Consider the following 15,831-nt stretch of genomic DNA (forward strand, 5'->3'; position numbering starts at 1 on the left):
GGTCGCCGGGGCCCCGTCTCGTATGCTCCGGGCCATGAGCGGTGGGGACGGCGGCAGACGGGTCATCGACGGGCGCTTCGCGCTGGAGGCGCGCCTCGGCGGCGGTGGCATGGGCACGGTGTGGCGGGCCCGGGACCTGGCCCTGGACCGGCCGGTCGCCCTGAAGGAGGTCCGCCCCCCGGACCGGGACCTCGCCGAGTACGACCCCGAAGCGGCCCGGCTGCTGCGCGCCCGGGTGCTGCGGGAGGCCCGGGCCCTGGCCCGCGTCGAGCACCCCAACGTCGTCACCATCCACCACATCGTCGACGGGGGCGAGGACACCTACCCCTGGCTCGTCATGGAGTTGGTCACCGGCGGCTCCCTCCAGGACTTCCTGGAGCGCGGACCGATGGCGCCCGCCGACGCCGCACGCCTGGGGCGCGAACTGCTGGCCGCGCTGCGCGCCGCGCACGCCGTCGGCATCCAGCACCGCGACGTGAAACCGGCGAACGTGCTGCTGCGCCCGGACGGCCGGCCCGTCCTCACCGACTTCGGGATCGCCGCGATCCGCGAGTCCACCGTGCTCACCGCCACCGGGTCGATCATCGGAACGCCCGACTACATGGCCCCGGAACGGATCACCGGCGAACGCGGCGGCCCCGACTCCGACCTGTGGTCGCTGGCGATGATGCTGTACGTGGCGGTCGAGGGCCACCACCCGCTGCGCCGGGCGACGACCCTGGCCACCCTCGCCGCCGTCCTCAACGAGCAACTGCCCCCGCCCGTCCAGGCCGGCCCGTTGACCGGGCTGCTCACCGCGGTGCTGGTGAAGGACCCGGCGGCGCGCCCCGGCCCGGAGGCGCTGGACCGCATGCTGGCCGAGGCGGCCGAGGGGCGGGCCACCGCCCCCCACCCGGCCCCGTCCGCCGACCCGGCCACCTCCTACCGGCTCACGCTTCCGCCCGTCGCGCCGCCCCCCGCCGGGGCCGCGGACACGGTCCGGGCGGCGCCCGACGGGCGGAACCGGCGCCGCGGGCTGGTGGTGGGCGCCGCCGCGGTGAGCGCCCTGGCCCTCGGCGTCGCGCTGTGGCAGGGACTGCCCGGCGGAAGCGGCGGCAAGGGCGACGAGGACGTCGTCGCCGACCGGAGCCGCACCCCGACCGCGCCCGCCACCGGAGGCGCCGCGCCCGGCACCGGGGCGGCCCGCGAACCGGAGGCGACGGCCGAGGGGGAACCCGACGCGCCCGAGGACCTGCTGACCCCGGGCGGGGTCCGGCACGCGGTCGACGTGCTGCGCCGGGAGACGGGCTCCGACCGGTTCGGCAGCTTCACCGTCTACCCCGAGTACGTGTCCGCCTCCGTGATGCTCAAGGGCAGCGACACCAAGTTCGACCGGTACCTCTACCGCCTCGACAACGGCGTCATGAAGCTCCCGGCCAGCGGCACCCTCAGCAACGAAGTCCCGATGGACCTCGACGCGTTCGACTGGGACGCGCTGCCCCGGCTGCTGGCGCGGGCCGAGAAGGACCTCAACGTGGCGGAGCCGACCACCCGCTACCTCGTCGTCGATCCGGTCGACAAGGTCTTCGACACCCCGCAGAGCCTCTCGGTCTACTTCTCCGACGCCTACGGCAGCGGCTACCTGCAGGCCGACCCGAAGGGCGAGGTGACCGAAGTGCACCCCGCCGAGTCCTGACCCCCGCCCCGTCCCACCCCCCGGAGCACCCCGTGACCGCTTCCTCGTCCCGCCCCGCACCCGAACCGGCGCCGTCCGTCCGACGACCCGGCGAGGCGCCGGACTTCCCGGCCTTCTGGCGGGAGCGCCACCTCGGGTTCCTGTCCACCGCCCGCCCGGACGGCTCCCACCACCTGGTGCCCGTGGGCGTCACCTACGACCCCGAGGCCGGGGTCGCCCGGGTGATCTCCAGCGCCACCAGCCGCAAGGTCCGCAACGTGCGCGCGGCGGGAGCCGCGGCGCGGGCCTCGGTCGGTCAGGTCGACGGGCGGTACTGGTCCACCCTGGAGGGGTCGGCCGTGGTCCGGGACGATCCGGAGTCCGTCGCGGACGCCGAGGCGCGCTACGCCGCGCGCTACCGGACGCCGCGGGCCAACCCGCAGCGGGTCGTCATCGAGATCACCGTGACCCGCTTCCTGGGCACCGTCCGCCCCGAGTCGCCGGCGCCCGCGGACTGAACGACCCCGTTCGCGAAGGCCGTTCCGACCGCGGGCGCGCTGCGGTGCGCGGGGTCGGTCAGCGGGTCTCGGCCGGGTACGCGGCCGGGGTCCGCTCCCGCCCCCGCAGCCGGTAGCTGCCGCCCTGGAGGGTGACCACCTCGGCGTGGTGGGCGAGCCGGTCCAACAGGGCGGTGGTCATGGGGGTGTCCCCGAAGACCTCCGTCCAGCGGGCGAACGGCTTGTCGCTGGTGACCACGACGGACGCCCGCTCGTAGCGGTGCGAGACCAACCGGTACAGCAACTGGGTCTCGTCCGGGGTGAACGGCAGGTAGCCGATCTCGTCGACGACGATCACCGGGTACCGGTCCAGCCGGTCGAGCTCGTCCGTCAACCGCCCGGCCGAGCGGGCGTGCGCGAGCCGGGCCGCCCACTCGGCGGCCGTCGCGAACAGCACGTCGTGACCGGCGCGGCAGGCCCGCAGGCCGAGGGCGACCGCGAGGTGGGTCTTCCCGGTTCCGGGCGGCCCGAGGAACACCGCGTTGGCACGGTCGTCGACGAAGCCGAGGGTGCCCAGCCGGGTCACCGTCTTCCACTCCGGGGACCGCGTGAGGTCGCCGCCGAAGTCCTCCAGCGTCTTGCGCCCGGGGAACCCGGCGGCCCGGATGCGGTCCTCCGCGGTGGCCGGAGCCGACGGGACGGTGCGGGAGCGGGGCGACACCTGTGCGGGGACGGTCGCCGTCCGCCGCACCGAGCGGGCGCCGCCCTCGGCGCCCTCGACCACGGTGACGGCCGCCAGGGTGGCCGGGGTCGCCGGGGCGGGGTGCGCGGCGCCGCCGGCGTGCGGCACCGTCGGTTCGGTGCGGCCGTGCGCCGCCGCGCTCCGGCCGAGCCGCTTGCGCCGGACCCGTTGGCGCACGTCGGATCCGCCGCCGGGACGGCCGTCGTCGTGGCCGCCGTGCCCGTCGTGACCGTGACGGCCCCGGGACTCCATCGGGCCGGACATGTACGCGAGGAGCACGGCGGACAGGATGAACGCCATGTGGATCACGGTGCCCCACAGCAGGGAGTGCTGCGAGGTGTGGGAGACGTCCACGAACATCTGGAGCAGGTGCACCGAGGAGATGCCGACGATCGCGGTCGCCAGCTTGACCTTCAGCACGTTGGAGTTGACGTGCGAGAGCCACTCCGGCTGGTCACGGTGGCCCTGGAGGCCGATCCGGGAGACGAAGGTCTCGTAGCCGCCGACGATCACCATGATCAGCAGGTTGGCGATCATCACCACGTCGACCAGCTTCAGCACGGCGAGCATCACATAGGTCTCGTCCGCCTGGCCGCTGATGACATGGGCGATCAGATGGCACAACTCGTTGAAGAACTTGTAGACGTAGACGCCCTGGGCGGCCACCAGTCCGAAGTACAGGGGTGCTTGGAGCCAGCGGGTGGCGAACAGGGCGTAGCCGATGGACGAGGCGGCGTAGCTGCGGATGTTCGGAGCGGACGGGGGAACGGGGGCGGGGGCGGGGGCGGGACCGAGCAACGGCTCTCCAAAGTGGTGTGGGGGGCATGGCAATCGGTGCAAACCGACCGCGCACACGCTTCCAACGACCCGATGGAGGTGGGCGTCACCCCTGTCGTTCCCGAACCCCTTCTGCTAGGAGCTGCACATCTTCGTGTCGCCCCGCACCTTCTTCACTCCCTCGGGGGGCGCGCTCGACGGCGTGACGGGAACACCGACGCCCTTGAAGTCGGCGCCGAGCGTCAACGTCATCGGCTCCGCCACTCCGTGATCGGCCCGTGCCTCCAGGGCCTTCGCGGAGAGGCCCATCATGTCGGCGAGTGCACGGGCCTGTTCGACCTGGGCCGGTGCGTACACCAGGGTCGTGGTGGCCGTCTTCGCGGGCGCGTTGCTCTGGTTGACGGCGCCGGCCACGCCCCGGGTGTCCACCAGCCAGGTGACGGTGTTGTTCGCGGCGCCCACCAACTCACCCCCGTTGTAGACGTTGACGCCGATCTCGCCGGGTTCGGCGCGGGGACCCGTGAGCACGTCGTCCCGCTTCTTCGCGTCCGCCTTCCGCTCCTTCTTGACCTCGGTGAACGACACGTCGTTCCGCACGGCCTCGAAGACGGCCGGGGCCCGGGCGGGGTCGAGCACGACGGTGGCCTTGACCCGCTCCGCTGGATTGTCCTTGACCGGGATCGTGGTGAAGCTGATGTGCTTCAGATCGACTTTGCCCAACTCCTTGGCGAGTGAGGTGAGTTTGGGGATCGATCCGATACCGCTGTCCACGGTCAGGTTCTTGGTCATCGCACTGGCGAGGCCGTACATCTTCGTCGGGCTGTTGAGGAAGTCGCTCTTCGCCTTGCGGATCATCGAGGCCACGAACTTCTGCTGCATCTCGATGCGGTCGAGGTCGCTGCCGTTCTTGGTGGCGGCGCGGCTGCGCACGAAGGCCAGCGCGTCCTCGCCCTCGATGGTGTGCGGCCCGGCCGACAGCTCCAGTTTCGCCTTCTCGTCGGCGACGGGCCGGTCGAGGCAGACCTCCACCCCGTCGAGGGCGGACGTCAGCGCCTTCACCGCGTTGAAGTCCACCATCATGAAGTGGTCCAACTCCACCCCGGTCAGCTCGGTGACCGTCCGCATGGTGCACCCCGGGTCCCGCCCCTGCTGTCCGTAGGAGTTGTTGAAGCGGGTGCGCGGGGTGCCGGGTATGACCTCGAAGCCGCCGTCCTCCTGCTTGGTCCGGCAGTCGGGTATGTCCGTGATCAGATCGCGGGGGATGCTGAGCGCGGTGGCGTTCGACCGGTCGGCCGACACGTGGAACAGGAACGTGGTGTCGGCGTGGCCCGCGCTGCCCTTGTCCCCGTAACCCTGGTTGCCCTTGCCGGTGCGCTTGTCGGTGCCGAGGAGCAGGATGTTCAACGGGCGCCCGGCCAGGCCCTTCTTGCCGCTGCCCGCGTCGCCCACGTCGACGGTGGCGATGTTCCCGTCCAACTGCCGGTACAGGTAGTACCCGGTGGCGGAGGTGCCGACCAGCACCACGCCCAGCACCCCGCCGGTCCACAGCAGGACCTTCCGCTTGCGGGACGCCCTCGGTCTGCGCCCGCGTCTCCCGCCCGCCTCGGCGGGGTCCGTCGTCCCCCGCGGGCCCCGCCCGCCGCGTCGCCCCGCCGCGGTCGTGGACGTCGACGCACCGCGGGACCCGGACTCCGCCGCCCCGGACCGCCGTGACCCGCGGGACCGCCGGGCGTCCGCCCCGGCCGGCTCGCCGTCCGCCCGCCGCCGGTCCGGCGCCCCGGCCCGGCGCCGGGGCCCGGGCACCGGAGGGTCGGGCGCCGTGGTGCCCCCCGCGGCAGGGTCCGGGCCGGTCGGGGAGGCCTCGGCGGGGTCGTCCAGGCGCAGTTCGTAGGTGCCGGTCTGCGGGTTGCGCACCCACAGGTCCGCGGCGTCGAACCCGTCCTGTTCGCCCCGGTGGTCCGCGTTCATTCCGGCTGGCTCCTCTGCACTGTCCTGTGCGGCGCTCTCCTCCCCCGTGGAGATGCCGAGGCGGCCGTCGCGGTTGTGCGGGACCCGGAAACCGCGGGTCCCCCGACCCCGGGGTCCACCTGCGGGGCGCACGTCGGCGTTTCACTTCCGTGACCTTTCGCCCCTGCTCGGAAGTATCGGAGCGGGACGTGCGATGCGGGAGGGGCGCCCAGCAGTGTCATGCGTGAGAAACGCAACGCAAGAACCGGGCTTTTCTCATACAACCTTTCGCCACTCGAACGCAGTGCCGGGCGCTATGGGGGCTTATGTGGCAGTTCGTACGGGTCGGTGGAGGTCGGCGTTCCGTTTGCGGACGGGCGGCGCGTCAAGAACGAGGGCTCCGCAGGAGCGCGGAGTGACGGGCCAGGGCCACCGCAAGCAGTTCTTCCGCCAAGGTGTGGCGGGTCGTGCCCCGGGTCTTCACCGCGTGGCAGTTGGGACAGAGGGCGATCATGACCGAGGGGTGGTCACGTCCGCCGTCGGCGAGCTGGTCCACGTGGTCGACGTCGAGGATGGGGAGCCCCCGGTCCGTCACGTCCGTCGGCTGGCCCGCGCACCGGGGGTTCTCGCACCGTCCCCCGCTGCGTTCGAGTACGCCGCGGCGGGCCGCCGCGGAGCGCACCGGAGCGTTCCGCACGACCGCGTTCCGTCGCCCGCGCCGTTCCGGTTCCCCGTTCGCAGCCAGCCGGCACAGGCGCTCGTAGGTGGCGGCCAGGGCGACCGGGTTCCGCCCGATGGTCGGGGCCTCCTCGTACACCGGGACCAGGTCGTCGGCGAGCGCGTCGCCCTCCAGCCCGACGCTCCGCAGCAGCGCGGAGGGGTCGGCCAGGTCCCCGAAGTACCCGTCCAGCAGATGACCGACGACCCGAAGGCGGGCCACTCCCGAGGACCGCACCAGCGTTCGGGCCGGTGCGACCAGGCCGCTGCGGGGCCCGTTGCCGCTGAACCACGCCTTCAGCCGGGCATCGCCGTGCGCCTTGGGCACCGGGCCCACGACGCCGCGCATCTCCCAGAGCCCGGCGTGGGCGAGCGCGGCCAGCGGGTACTCGGGGTGGTCGCGTTGGGAGGGGCGGCCGTACGCCGCCAGCAGGCGTTCCAGCTGGCCCTTCGTCTCGGCCCAGGACACGAGTCGGGGTTCGCCCCGGTAGGCTCGCCCGATCGCCCAGAGCAGGGCAATCGGCTGGTGCCGGGAGGGGCCGTCCGGGGTGGAACTCACCTTCAACCTCCGAACGAGGTCCACCAGCCCGTCCTCGGACAGCGATCCGCCCGGCTGCGCCGCCGGCACCCGTCCGCCGTCCCGCACCACCTCGAAGCCGAGGCCCTCCAGGGCGCGGGCGGCGTGGGCCGCTCCGCCGGAGAAGTCGGCGGCCCGGAGCGGACTCCGTCCGGGGAGGAAACCGTGAGCGGCGCCGAGTATCGCCTTGGAATCGTACGACCGCTCCTCGAACCGCAGCAGGTACGAGCGAGCGCGGGAGAAGCCGTACCGCTCCAGGAACGGATCGCGCCCCAGGCGGTCGAACTCCTCGACCGCCCGGAGGACTGCGTGTCGGGTCACCTCGTTCAGGGCCATGACGAAAACCGTAGCCCCGCCCACCGACACACCGGCTCGTGTCCACCCCGCCCTCACTTCGCGTCCGCGTAGCACTCCACCGCCGCCGTGGTGAACGGGAAGCGGACGGGGGTCGGGCCGAAGGTCAGGCGGGCGGCGGTGGCGGCGGCGGAGCGGATCGCCGCGGTCACCCGGTCGACCTCGTCGGCGGGGCAGTGCACGATGACCTCGTCGTGCTGGAAGAACACCAGTTCGGCCTTGAGGTCGACCAGGTCCGCGCGGAGCGCGGCCAGCAGCAGCAGGGTCCAGTCGGCGGCGCTGCCCTGGACCACGAAGTTGCGGGTGAAGCGGCCCCGGGCGCGGGAGTCGGTGGAGGCGTAGCCGGGCACGAAGGCGTCGGTGTCCCCGGCCGGTGCGGCGTCCCGGGGGTCGGGCTGCTGGGGGATGCCCGCCTCCTCGCGCCCGTTCTCCCCGGAGCCCGCCGCCGGGGGACAGGTGCGCCCCAGCCAGGTGCGGACCAGGCGGCCCTCCTCGCCCGCCCGGGCGGCCTCGTCCACGTACGCCACCGCGCGCGGGAAGCGGCGGCGCAACGCGGCGAGGTTCTTGAGCCCGTCGCCGGAGGTCTGGCCGTACACCGCGCCGAGCACCGCGAGCTTGGCCTGCTCGCGGTCGCCGGCGAAGGCCCGCTCCGACACCTCCCGGTAGAGGTCCGTGGCGCGGCCGGCGACCTCCATCAACCCCGGGTCCCGGGAGATCGCGGCGAGCACCCGCGGTTCCATCTGGTCGGCGTCGGCGACCACCAGCCGCCAGCCTGGGTCGGCGACCACCGCGCGCCGGATCACCTTGGGGATTTGGAGGGCGCCGCCGCCGTGGGTCACCCACCGGCCGGTGACGGTGCCGCCCGGCAGGTACTCGGGGCGGAACCGGCCGTCGCGCACCCAGTCGGCGAGCCAGGACCAGCCGTGCGCCACCCAGATCCGGTACAGCTTCTTGTACGCGATCAGGGGGCGCACCGCCGGGTGGTCGACGCCCTCCAGCTCCCAGCGGCGGGTGGACCCGACCTTCACCCCGGCCCGGGCGAACGCCTTCACCACCTCGGCCGGGAGGTCGGGCCGCACCCGGTGTCCGAACGCCGCCGAGACCTCGTCGGCGAGCTCCGCCAACCGGCGCGGTTCCCCGCCCGCGTACCGCTCGCCGAGCAGTTCGCGCAGCACCTCGCGGTGGACGTCCGCGCGCCAGGGCAGGCCGGTCGCGTTCATCTCGGAGGCGACCAGGGTGCCTGCGGACTCCGCCGCCGTGAGCAGCCGCAGCCGGTCGGGGTGGACGCCGGCGTCGTGGCGGCGCTGCTGCTCCGCGTACACCTCCAGCAGGGCCGTGAGCGGCATGGGCACCGGGCCGGGCTCGAACAGCGGGGCCTGGGCGCCGGGTTCCGCGGGCCGCTGCGGCGGATCGGGCGGGACGGGTCGGTCGTGCAGCCGCGCCCAGGCCGCCGCGGCCGAACGGGGTTCGCCGAGGCGCCCCTCGTGGCCGAGGAGGAGCGCCTCGGCGGCTTCCACGTCGTAGGCGCGGGGCACGTGCACCCCGGCGGCCAGGAGCCGGGGGTGGACCTCCGCGGTGGAGCGCCAGATCCACCGGGTCGCCGAGGGGCGGGAGCGCACCGCGGCCACCAGGTCGGGTTCGGTGGTGGGCGGTGCGGAGGGCAGCCCGTCGGCGCCGAGGGGGGCCAGCTCCGCGCCGCCGTCCTCGGTCGGCGCCAAGGCCCACCGTTCGACCATCCCCCGAGTCTCGCACCGGCCACTGACAGGCCGGCCGGGCTGCGGGGCGCGGCGCACGCGACGGGGCCCGCCCGGTGGACGCCGCCGCCTCGTCCACAGCCTGTGGACGAGGCGCGCCGCACCGGACGGGCCGGAGGTTCTGTCGGGGTGGCCCCGGTGGAGGACGGTCAGACGACCTTGGGCGGTTCTCCCCTCGTGTTGCCCACCCGGACGTGGACGGGCTCGTCCGCGTTGGCGTCGGTGATCTCGTAGGGGCCGTTGACCGGGTTCGGGGGCAGGACGTATCCGTCCGGCACGGCTGTTTCCCGGACGTAGTACTCGCCGGTCGGGAGGTCGTCGAAGAGGCAGACCCCCTCCTCGTCGGTGGCGCAGCCGCCGCCGTTCACCCGGGTGTCGGCGGGGGCGGAGCCGACGGCCCGGGTCTGGAGGCCGGGGACGCCGTTGGTCTCGCGCCACAGGTCGAAGACCGCCCCGGCGAGCGGGTCGCCGCTCTTGGCGTCGGTCTTGAGGACCTGGACGGCGCCCCTCACCGCGGTCGCGGTGTTCCGCGCGGTGACGGTGACGCCGGTGGCGGCGTTCTCCTCGGTGAGGACGAGGGGGCCGAAGACCGGGTCGGCGGGGAGCTCGTAGCCCTCGGGGGCCGCGGTCTCCTGCCAGTAGTAGGTGCCGGTGGGGACGGTGCGGCGGCAGGTGCCGTCCGCGCCGGTGGTGCAGGGGGCGCCGATCCCGGTGTCGGGGTCGGGGCCGGTGTCCTGGAGGCCGGGGACGCCGTTGGTCTCCTCCCAGAGCCGGAGGACGGCACCGGCGAGCGGCTCGCCGGTGGCCGCGTCCTCCTTGACCACCGCCACGTCACCGGTGGTCGGGGCCCTCGGGGTGACCGTCTCCGCGGTGCAGTTCGGGTCGCAGCCCGGGTCCTCGGTGCCGGCGCCCGGGGTGACCGTCACGGTGTTGGCGAGGTCCTCCGTGGTGTCCGCGGCCGGGGTGCCGGTGAGGGTGAAGGTCACCGAGCCGCCGGCCGCCACGTCCACGGTGGTGTCCAGGTCCCCGGTGCCGGACGGCTCGGCGCAGGCGCTCGCCGCGCCCTCGGCCGTGCAGGTCCAGCCGACGTCGGTCAACGCCGCGGGCAGCGGGTCGACCACCCGCACGGCGTGCGCGTCCTGGGGGCCCGTGTTGGTGACGGTGACGGTGTAGGTCAGCGGCCGGCCCGGGACGTACGCGTCGGCGTCGGCGGTCTTGGTGACGCCGAGTCCGACGTCCGCGCAGCGCCTCGGGTACAGCACCTGCGGCTCGCGGGTCTCGTGGATCCAGGCGCCGCCGCCGTCGTAGACCAGGGTGTCGGCCGGGGTGTATGTGTCGCCGACCGTGACGCGGGGGCCGCAGGGGCTGCCCCAGTCGTTGTTGCCGCGCTGGCCGACCTCCTGCCGGGCGGCGGCCGGCGGGGCGGTGGCGTCCCGGGCGTCGACGGCGACCACCCCGTCGATCATGTCGTTGTCGGTGTTGGCGTCCTGCCCGGTCTCGGCGTTGGGGAAGGTGCGGATCGCGACGGAGTCCTTGGGGAAGACGTTGCCGCGCACCAGGACGGTGTCCCGCATCACGCGCCAGGTGCCGTCCTTCTCGCCCAACTGGATCATCGGACCGGGCCCGGTGAACACGTTGCCCAGGACGTCGATGCCGGACGAGGAACGCGACTGCTGGTCCTCGGGCGTGTGGGGGAAGGTCGCCGGGTCGAGGTTCTCCAGTGCGGTGCCCGCGCGGACGGCCGCTGCGTTCTCGGCGAGCGGGGTGAACTCGATCTCGTTGTCGTTGACCGTCACGTGGTGCGCCGGAACCGCGTAGACCACGTAGGCCGCGGGGCCGCCGCGCACGGTGTTGCGCAGGTAGTCGAGGGTGTCGCCGCCGTACGGGAAGAGCACGCCGGTCGGGTTGTCGGTCAGTTCGTTGTCGACGAAGGTGATGTCGCTGCTGTTCTGGATCCGGTCCAACCCGTCGGCGCTCGCGGACGGGTTGATGGTCAGGTTGGCCACGCCCTCGTTGTCGGTGAAGGTGCTGTCCTGGACGGTCAGCCGGATCACGGACTCGGTGTACGTGGCCCACCAGGCGATGCCGCGGACGGTGACGTCGGTGACCGTCACGTCGGTGGTCATGTCCCAGTAGAAGGCGTTGGCGCCGTCGGTGAAGGAGGAGTTCTCGACGGTGATGTGGTCCGAGTAGTAGAAGCGGACCGCGGCCGAGCCGCGGCGGGCGTCGTCGGGGTTCTCGTAGCCCTCGACGGTGACCCCGGTGATCCGCACGTCGGTGTTCTCGTAGCCGCCGATGCCGATGCCGCCTCCGCCGGACGCCCCGGCGACCAGGGCCAGTCGGGTGCCGTCGATCCGGAAGCCGGTGTTGTTGGCGACCATGATGCCGGTGGCGACGTCGGTGAGGGCGCCCCCGGTCACCACGGGACCGTCCAAGGGGTGGCCGGCGGTGCGGACCCAGACCTGCCGGATGCCGGTGCGCACTCCGCTGACCCGCGGGTCGTCCAGGGTCACCGAGGTGGCGCGGGCCAGGTCGATGCCGATGCCGGTGCTGCCGGGGGCACCGGTGACCGTCACGTCGGTCAGCCGGGCGCCGGTGGTGGCCCCGAGACTGATCCCGGTGGTGCCGACGACGTCGACCGTCACCCGGGTCATCCGCGGGCCCTCGCCGGTGGTGGCGGCGGCGGTGGCGATGCCGTACGCGTACCCGGTGACCGTGCTGTCGGTGAGGACGACGCCGGTCGAGCCGCCCAGGTTGATGCCGTAGGACCCGGCCAGCGAGGTGCCGGTGACGCTCACGTCGGTGAAGGCGGCGCCGGTCGTCCGGCCGAGGAGCACGCCCTGCTGGGGCGCCGCGATCTCCACTTGGGAGAACCGGGGGCCGACGCCGGTGGCCGCCGTGGACATGAAGTAGCCGCGGGTGACGCCGGTGATCTTCGCCTCGCGGACCACCACGGCCGTGGTGTTGCCCGCGCTGATGCCGGTGGAGGTGCCGTTGGCGGCGTTGTCGCCGTTGTCGAAGACGTAGTCCTCGACGGTCCGGCCGGTGGCCGGGGTGCCCGCGAAGGCGATGCCGGTGACGGAGGCGAGGTTCGCGGTGTTGGTGATGCGGACGCCGTCCAGCACGGTGTCGGCGGAGGTCGCCGCGACCGTGATCACGGTCTTGCTCGCGGCGGTGGGTTCGAAGGTGACGCCGCTGACGGTCAGCCCGGTGCCGGTGACCGAGAACAGGGCGGTGATCACCGTGTCGGAGGCGCTGGTGAGCGTCACCTGACGGGGCACGGTGAGCGTCTTGGTGAACACGTAGGCGTCGGGGACGACGTGGACGGTGTCCCCGGTCGCGGCGGCGTTGAACGCCTGTTGCAGGGTCAGCAGCGTCGGCGGTTGGGTGGGGCCCACCCAGGCGATCAGCGTGTCGTCCGCCGGGTTCACGATTCGGGGGCCGGACGGGGCCGCCGGGCGTGCGGCCCGTGGTGCGGGGGCGCGGTCCGTTGCCGAGTCCGGCGCCCCGGCCGCCTCCCGGGCGGGGCGTGCGGGGCTGCTGTCCTCGACGACGGCGGCCGTCGAGGAGGGGGCCGCCGAGGCGGGGGGCGCCGTGGTGGCCCCCCACATCCCCCAGGCCACGAGGCAGGCCAGGGCGGCCCGCACCGATCTGGCCGCGGCCGATGGACGTCTTCGGTTCAAGGTCTCTCCAGGGCGCTCCGGCGCTTCCCGGGCATGGGCGACGCGGTGCCCCGAAACCAAACAGGACGAGGGAACGGCCCCGGGCTGACGCGCCGGGACGTGGGACGGTTGCCGCACCCGTGGTACCCGTCCGCGTGATCGTGCGCTCCGGCGCGCGGGTGGTGTGCCGGGTGGACGAAGAGGCGTGCGGGGACCCCGTCACGGGTCCCCGCACGCCCGGTGCCGGTACGCGCCCGGGGTCAGCGCGTCGCGCGCCGCCCGTAGCGGCGCTCGAAGCGCTCCACGCGCCCCGCGGTGTCGAGCACCCGGGCGGTGCCGGTGTAGAAGGGGTGGCTGACGTTGGAGATCTCGACGTCGACCACCGGATAGGTGACCCCGTCCTCCCAGACGATCGTCTTGTCGCTGGTCGCGGTGGAACGGGTGAGGAAGGCGTGGCCCGCCGCCCGGTCCCGGAAGACGACCGGTCCGTACGGGGGGTGGATGTCGGGCTTCATGGTGTACCTGGGTCCTCTCCGGGTGGGGTGCCCGGCGTGGTGCCGGGCGGGGGCGGGGGCGGTCAGCGCTCCTCGCGGAACGCGAGGTGACGGCCGGCCACCGGGTCGTACTTGCGCAGCGTGAGCCGGTCCGGGGTGTTCCGGCGGTTCTTGCGGGTCACGTACGTGTAGCCGGTGCCCGCCGTGGACCTGAGCTTGACGATCGGACGGAGTTCGTTGCGAGCCATGCCGACACTGTACTGAAAATGAATACCGTTTTCAAGTGGTGGGGGTGGGGGCCCCGGAACCGGCGTCCTCCGGGGCCTCGGGGTCCAGGGCCCGGGAGAAGTCCTCCAGGGCGGCCAGGAGCAGTCGCGCCCCGTGCCGGACCACCGCGTCGACGTCCCCGTCCCCGTCCCCGGGCGGTGGTGGGGACGAGCCCGCCGCGAGGGCCTCGCACACGGGACGCCAGTCGGGCACCCGGCGCTCCCGGACCGCCCGGGCCCCCTCGTCCACCGCCCGCCGCAGCGCCTCGGCCAGCGCCGCCGCACCGGGGACGGGCGTGCCGCCCCGCTCCGTCAGATGGGCCTCCAGCAGCATGGCCGCCCGGCCGAACCGGCCGAGGGCCCGCTCGGCGGCCCGGGCCCGCCCGGGCGCCAGCCCGCGGCCGCGGACCGGCTCGGCGGCGGCGCGGGCCACCGAGTCGTGCCAGGCGGCGCGCGCCGTCCGCGCCTTGAGCAGCGCCGCGCGCACCGCCGCCCCGTCCGGCCCTTCGCCGTGCGCCGGGCGCGGCTCGCCCGCCGGCGCGCCGTCCAGCCGCGCGCCCCTCGGCGCTCCCTCGTCCGCCGGGACCGCGTACCGGGCCAGGACGGTCGCGGCGTACCGGCCCACCGCGGTCAACCAGTCGGCGAGCCGGAACCGCAGTCGAGGAGTCTCCCAGGCCGGGTAGAGGGCGTAGGACAGCATGGCGAGGAGGCCGCCGACCAGGGTCAGCACCACGCGCTCGGGGACGGTCTGCGTCCACTGTTCGCCGGCCATGCCGAGCAGCAGCACCACGTACGCGGCCAGGCAGGTCTGCGCCGCGAACTGGCCGGTGCGCAGCAGCAGGTACATCAGCCCGGCGCAGAGCACGGCGAGCGCCCCCAGGACCAGGCTGCCCGGTGCGGCGGACTGCACCAGCGCGGTGGCCAGCGCGACGCCCAGCAGGGTGCCGCCGAACCGGCCGACGGCGCGCGCGTAGGTCTCCGAGAAGTCCGGGCGCATCACCATCACCGAGGTCAGCGGCGCCCAGTACCCGTGGCCCAGCGGGAGCAGGCTGCCGGCCAGGTACCCGGCCGTGGTGACCGCGGTGACCCGGACGGCGTGCCGCAGCACGGGGGAGCGCCGGCGCAGTTCCCGTCGCACCTCGGCCGCGGCGGCCGGGACGAGGGCGACCAGCGAGGGGCGCACCAGGCCGGTGGACGCGGTGCGGTCGGCGGGCGGGTCGGCACCGGCGGTGGCGGCGAGGTCGGCCATCCGGTCCAGCAGTGCGCCCAGCCGCAGGGCGGCCCGGCGCGGCGGCCCGGTGAGCAAGCGGGCGGTGTCCGGGGTGCGGAAGGCGGCCACCGCCCACGCCGGCGCACGCACCGGCTCGGCGCGGCGGACGGCGTGCGCGGTGGCGTCCAGGACGGCGCCGGCGGCGGCGAGGAGCTCACGGACCCGGTCGCGCGCCGGGCCGGTGTCGGGGACCCCGAGGGCGGGGTCGGCGAGCGAGGCGAGGACGGGGCGGATGCGTTCGGCCAGGGGGCGCGGGCCGCGCAGGTCGGCGGGGCGGCGCCGGGCCTGGCGGACGGTGACCGCGGCGGCCTCCCGGGCCGCCATCAGCGGGGCCGGGTCGAAGGGCGCCACCGGGTCGTGCCGCAGCCGGCGGGCGTAGTCGGCCTCGGCGGCGAGCGCGTCCGCGAGGGCGTCGCGCTGGGCGCCCCACCGGCGGACCGGGAGCAGCACCACCAGGGCGGCCTGCACCAGCCCGCCGAGCACCATCATGGCGGCGTGCACCGCGGCCTGGCCGATCGAGCTGGGCAGGGTGACGGTGATCAGCACGATCGCCACGTTGGTGGTGGCCAGCAGCCCGATGGTGGGGCCGATCGCCCAGGTCAGGCCGGCCAGGAAGGTCCAGGCGCCGAGCAGGGCGAGGAAGGGGCCGAGGTAGGGGTGGGCGAGGTAGCCGAGGAAGCTGGAGACGGCGAGGCTGGCGCCGGAGACCAGGGCGAGTTCGGGGCGCGGGCGCCAACTGCGCTGGAAGGTCGCGATGGCGGCCTGGAAGGCGCCGAAGGCGGAGCTGACGGCGGCGATCGGCCCGAGCGCCCAGAGCCCGAAGGCCATCACCAGGGCGAGCCCCAGGGCGGCGCGCAGCGCCAGCAGCGGCTCCAGCCGCTTCCGTTCGACGGTCAGTCCCGACCGGGCGGACGCCCCGAGCGCCCGGAGCCAGCTCACGCGGACAGGATAGGGAGCGGGTCCGCCGGCGGCGGGCAACGACGGGAGCGCGGGGCGCGTCCTGTCCCGCGGGTGGCGGCTGCGGGAACGGGGCGGGGACGTGCCGGGCGGGGGCGCGGGTGTGGGGGAGTGCGGGAGTTCGTGTGTGCGGGTCGCGGGGGGTGTGCGGCGGTGGGGAGGG

At 74.5% G+C, this 15,831-nt stretch carries 10 protein-coding genes; 2 read left to right on the forward strand and 8 right to left on the reverse strand.

What is annotated here, in order from left to right; genetic code table 11:
- Nucleotides 1-34: 34 nt before the first annotated feature.
- A complete protein-coding gene (locus tag ABT092_RS00810) occupies nt 35-1,675 on the forward strand; it encodes a serine/threonine-protein kinase (protein ID WP_351238251.1) in 1,641 nt (546 codons plus the stop codon).
- Between the two features lie 32 nt (nt 1,676-1,707).
- The gene (locus ABT092_RS00815) at nt 1,708-2,172 is read left to right on the forward strand and encodes a TIGR03618 family F420-dependent PPOX class oxidoreductase (protein WP_351238253.1); all 465 of its coding nucleotides are present in this window, start codon (nt 1,708-1,710) and stop codon (nt 2,170-2,172) included.
- Between the two features lie 58 nt (nt 2,173-2,230).
- On the opposite strand, the gene istB is transcribed toward ABT092_RS00815, so the two are convergent.
- The 8 genes from istB to ABT092_RS00855 all read right to left on the reverse strand — a co-directional run bounded on the left by istB (nt 2,231) and on the right by ABT092_RS00855 (nt 15,650).
- Nucleotides 2,231-3,691 carry an IS21-like element helper ATPase IstB gene (istB, locus tag ABT092_RS00820; RefSeq protein ID WP_502968361.1) on the reverse strand — a complete coding sequence of 487 codons (1,461 nt, stop codon included), beginning with the start codon at nt 3,689-3,691 and terminating at the stop codon, nt 2,231-2,233.
- Nucleotides 3,692-3,805: 114 nt separating this feature from the next.
- Nucleotides 3,806-5,638, reverse strand: coding sequence for an LCP family protein (locus ABT092_RS00825; RefSeq protein WP_351238255.1), 1,833 nt, complete (start codon nt 5,636-5,638; stop codon nt 3,806-3,808).
- Between the two features lie 364 nt (nt 5,639-6,002).
- Nucleotides 6,003-7,247: an HNH endonuclease gene (locus tag ABT092_RS00830; protein ID WP_351238257.1), complete on the reverse strand. Its 1,245-nt coding sequence runs from the start codon at nt 7,245-7,247 to the stop codon at nt 6,003-6,005.
- Between the two features lie 53 nt (nt 7,248-7,300).
- Nucleotides 7,301-9,001 (reverse strand): bifunctional 3'-5' exonuclease/DNA polymerase, encoded by a 1,701-nt coding sequence (locus tag ABT092_RS00835; RefSeq protein WP_351238259.1) that lies wholly within the window; start codon nt 8,999-9,001, stop codon nt 7,301-7,303.
- A gap of 167 nt (nt 9,002-9,168) precedes the next feature.
- On the reverse strand, nt 9,169-12,702 hold the full coding sequence (locus ABT092_RS00840; RefSeq protein WP_351238261.1) for a SpaA isopeptide-forming pilin-related protein: 3,534 nt from the start codon (nt 12,700-12,702) through the stop codon (nt 9,169-9,171).
- Between the two features lie 239 nt (nt 12,703-12,941).
- On the reverse strand, nt 12,942-13,196 hold the full coding sequence (locus ABT092_RS00845; RefSeq protein WP_351238263.1) for a type B 50S ribosomal protein L31: 255 nt from the start codon (nt 13,194-13,196) through the stop codon (nt 12,942-12,944).
- A gap of 62 nt (nt 13,197-13,258) precedes the next feature.
- On the reverse strand, nt 13,259-13,423 hold the full coding sequence (gene rpmG, locus ABT092_RS00850; protein WP_351238265.1) for a 50S ribosomal protein L33: 165 nt from the start codon (nt 13,421-13,423) through the stop codon (nt 13,259-13,261).
- 31 nt (nt 13,424-13,454) lie between these two features.
- Nucleotides 13,455-15,650: an FUSC family protein gene (locus ABT092_RS00855; protein ID WP_351238266.1), complete on the reverse strand. Its 2,196-nt coding sequence runs from the start codon at nt 15,648-15,650 to the stop codon at nt 13,455-13,457.
- Nucleotides 15,651-15,831 lie beyond the last annotated feature (181 nt).

Origin of the sequence: Streptomyces sp. NPDC002490 (genome assembly GCF_040296045.1) — a bacterium.
Classification (GTDB): domain Bacteria; phylum Actinomycetota; class Actinomycetes; order Streptomycetales; family Streptomycetaceae; genus Streptomyces.

Coding starts and splice junctions, on each gene's coding strand:
- ABT092_RS00835 (WP_351238259.1), bottom strand. CDS start 9,001: ATGGTCGAACGGTGGGCCTTGGCGCCGACCGAGGACGGCGGCGCGGAG.
- ABT092_RS00810 (WP_351238251.1), top strand. CDS start 35: ATGAGCGGTGGGGACGGCGGCAGACGGGTCATCGACGGGCGCTTCGCG.
- ABT092_RS00825 (WP_351238255.1), bottom strand. CDS start 5,638: ATGAACGCGGACCACCGGGGCGAACAGGACGGGTTCGACGCCGCGGAC.
- rpmG (WP_351238265.1), bottom strand. CDS start 13,423: ATGGCTCGCAACGAACTCCGTCCGATCGTCAAGCTCAGGTCCACGGCG.
- ABT092_RS00845 (WP_351238263.1), bottom strand. CDS start 13,196: ATGAAGCCCGACATCCACCCCCCGTACGGACCGGTCGTCTTCCGGGAC.
- ABT092_RS00830 (WP_351238257.1), bottom strand. CDS start 7,247: ATGGCCCTGAACGAGGTGACCCGACACGCAGTCCTCCGGGCGGTCGAG.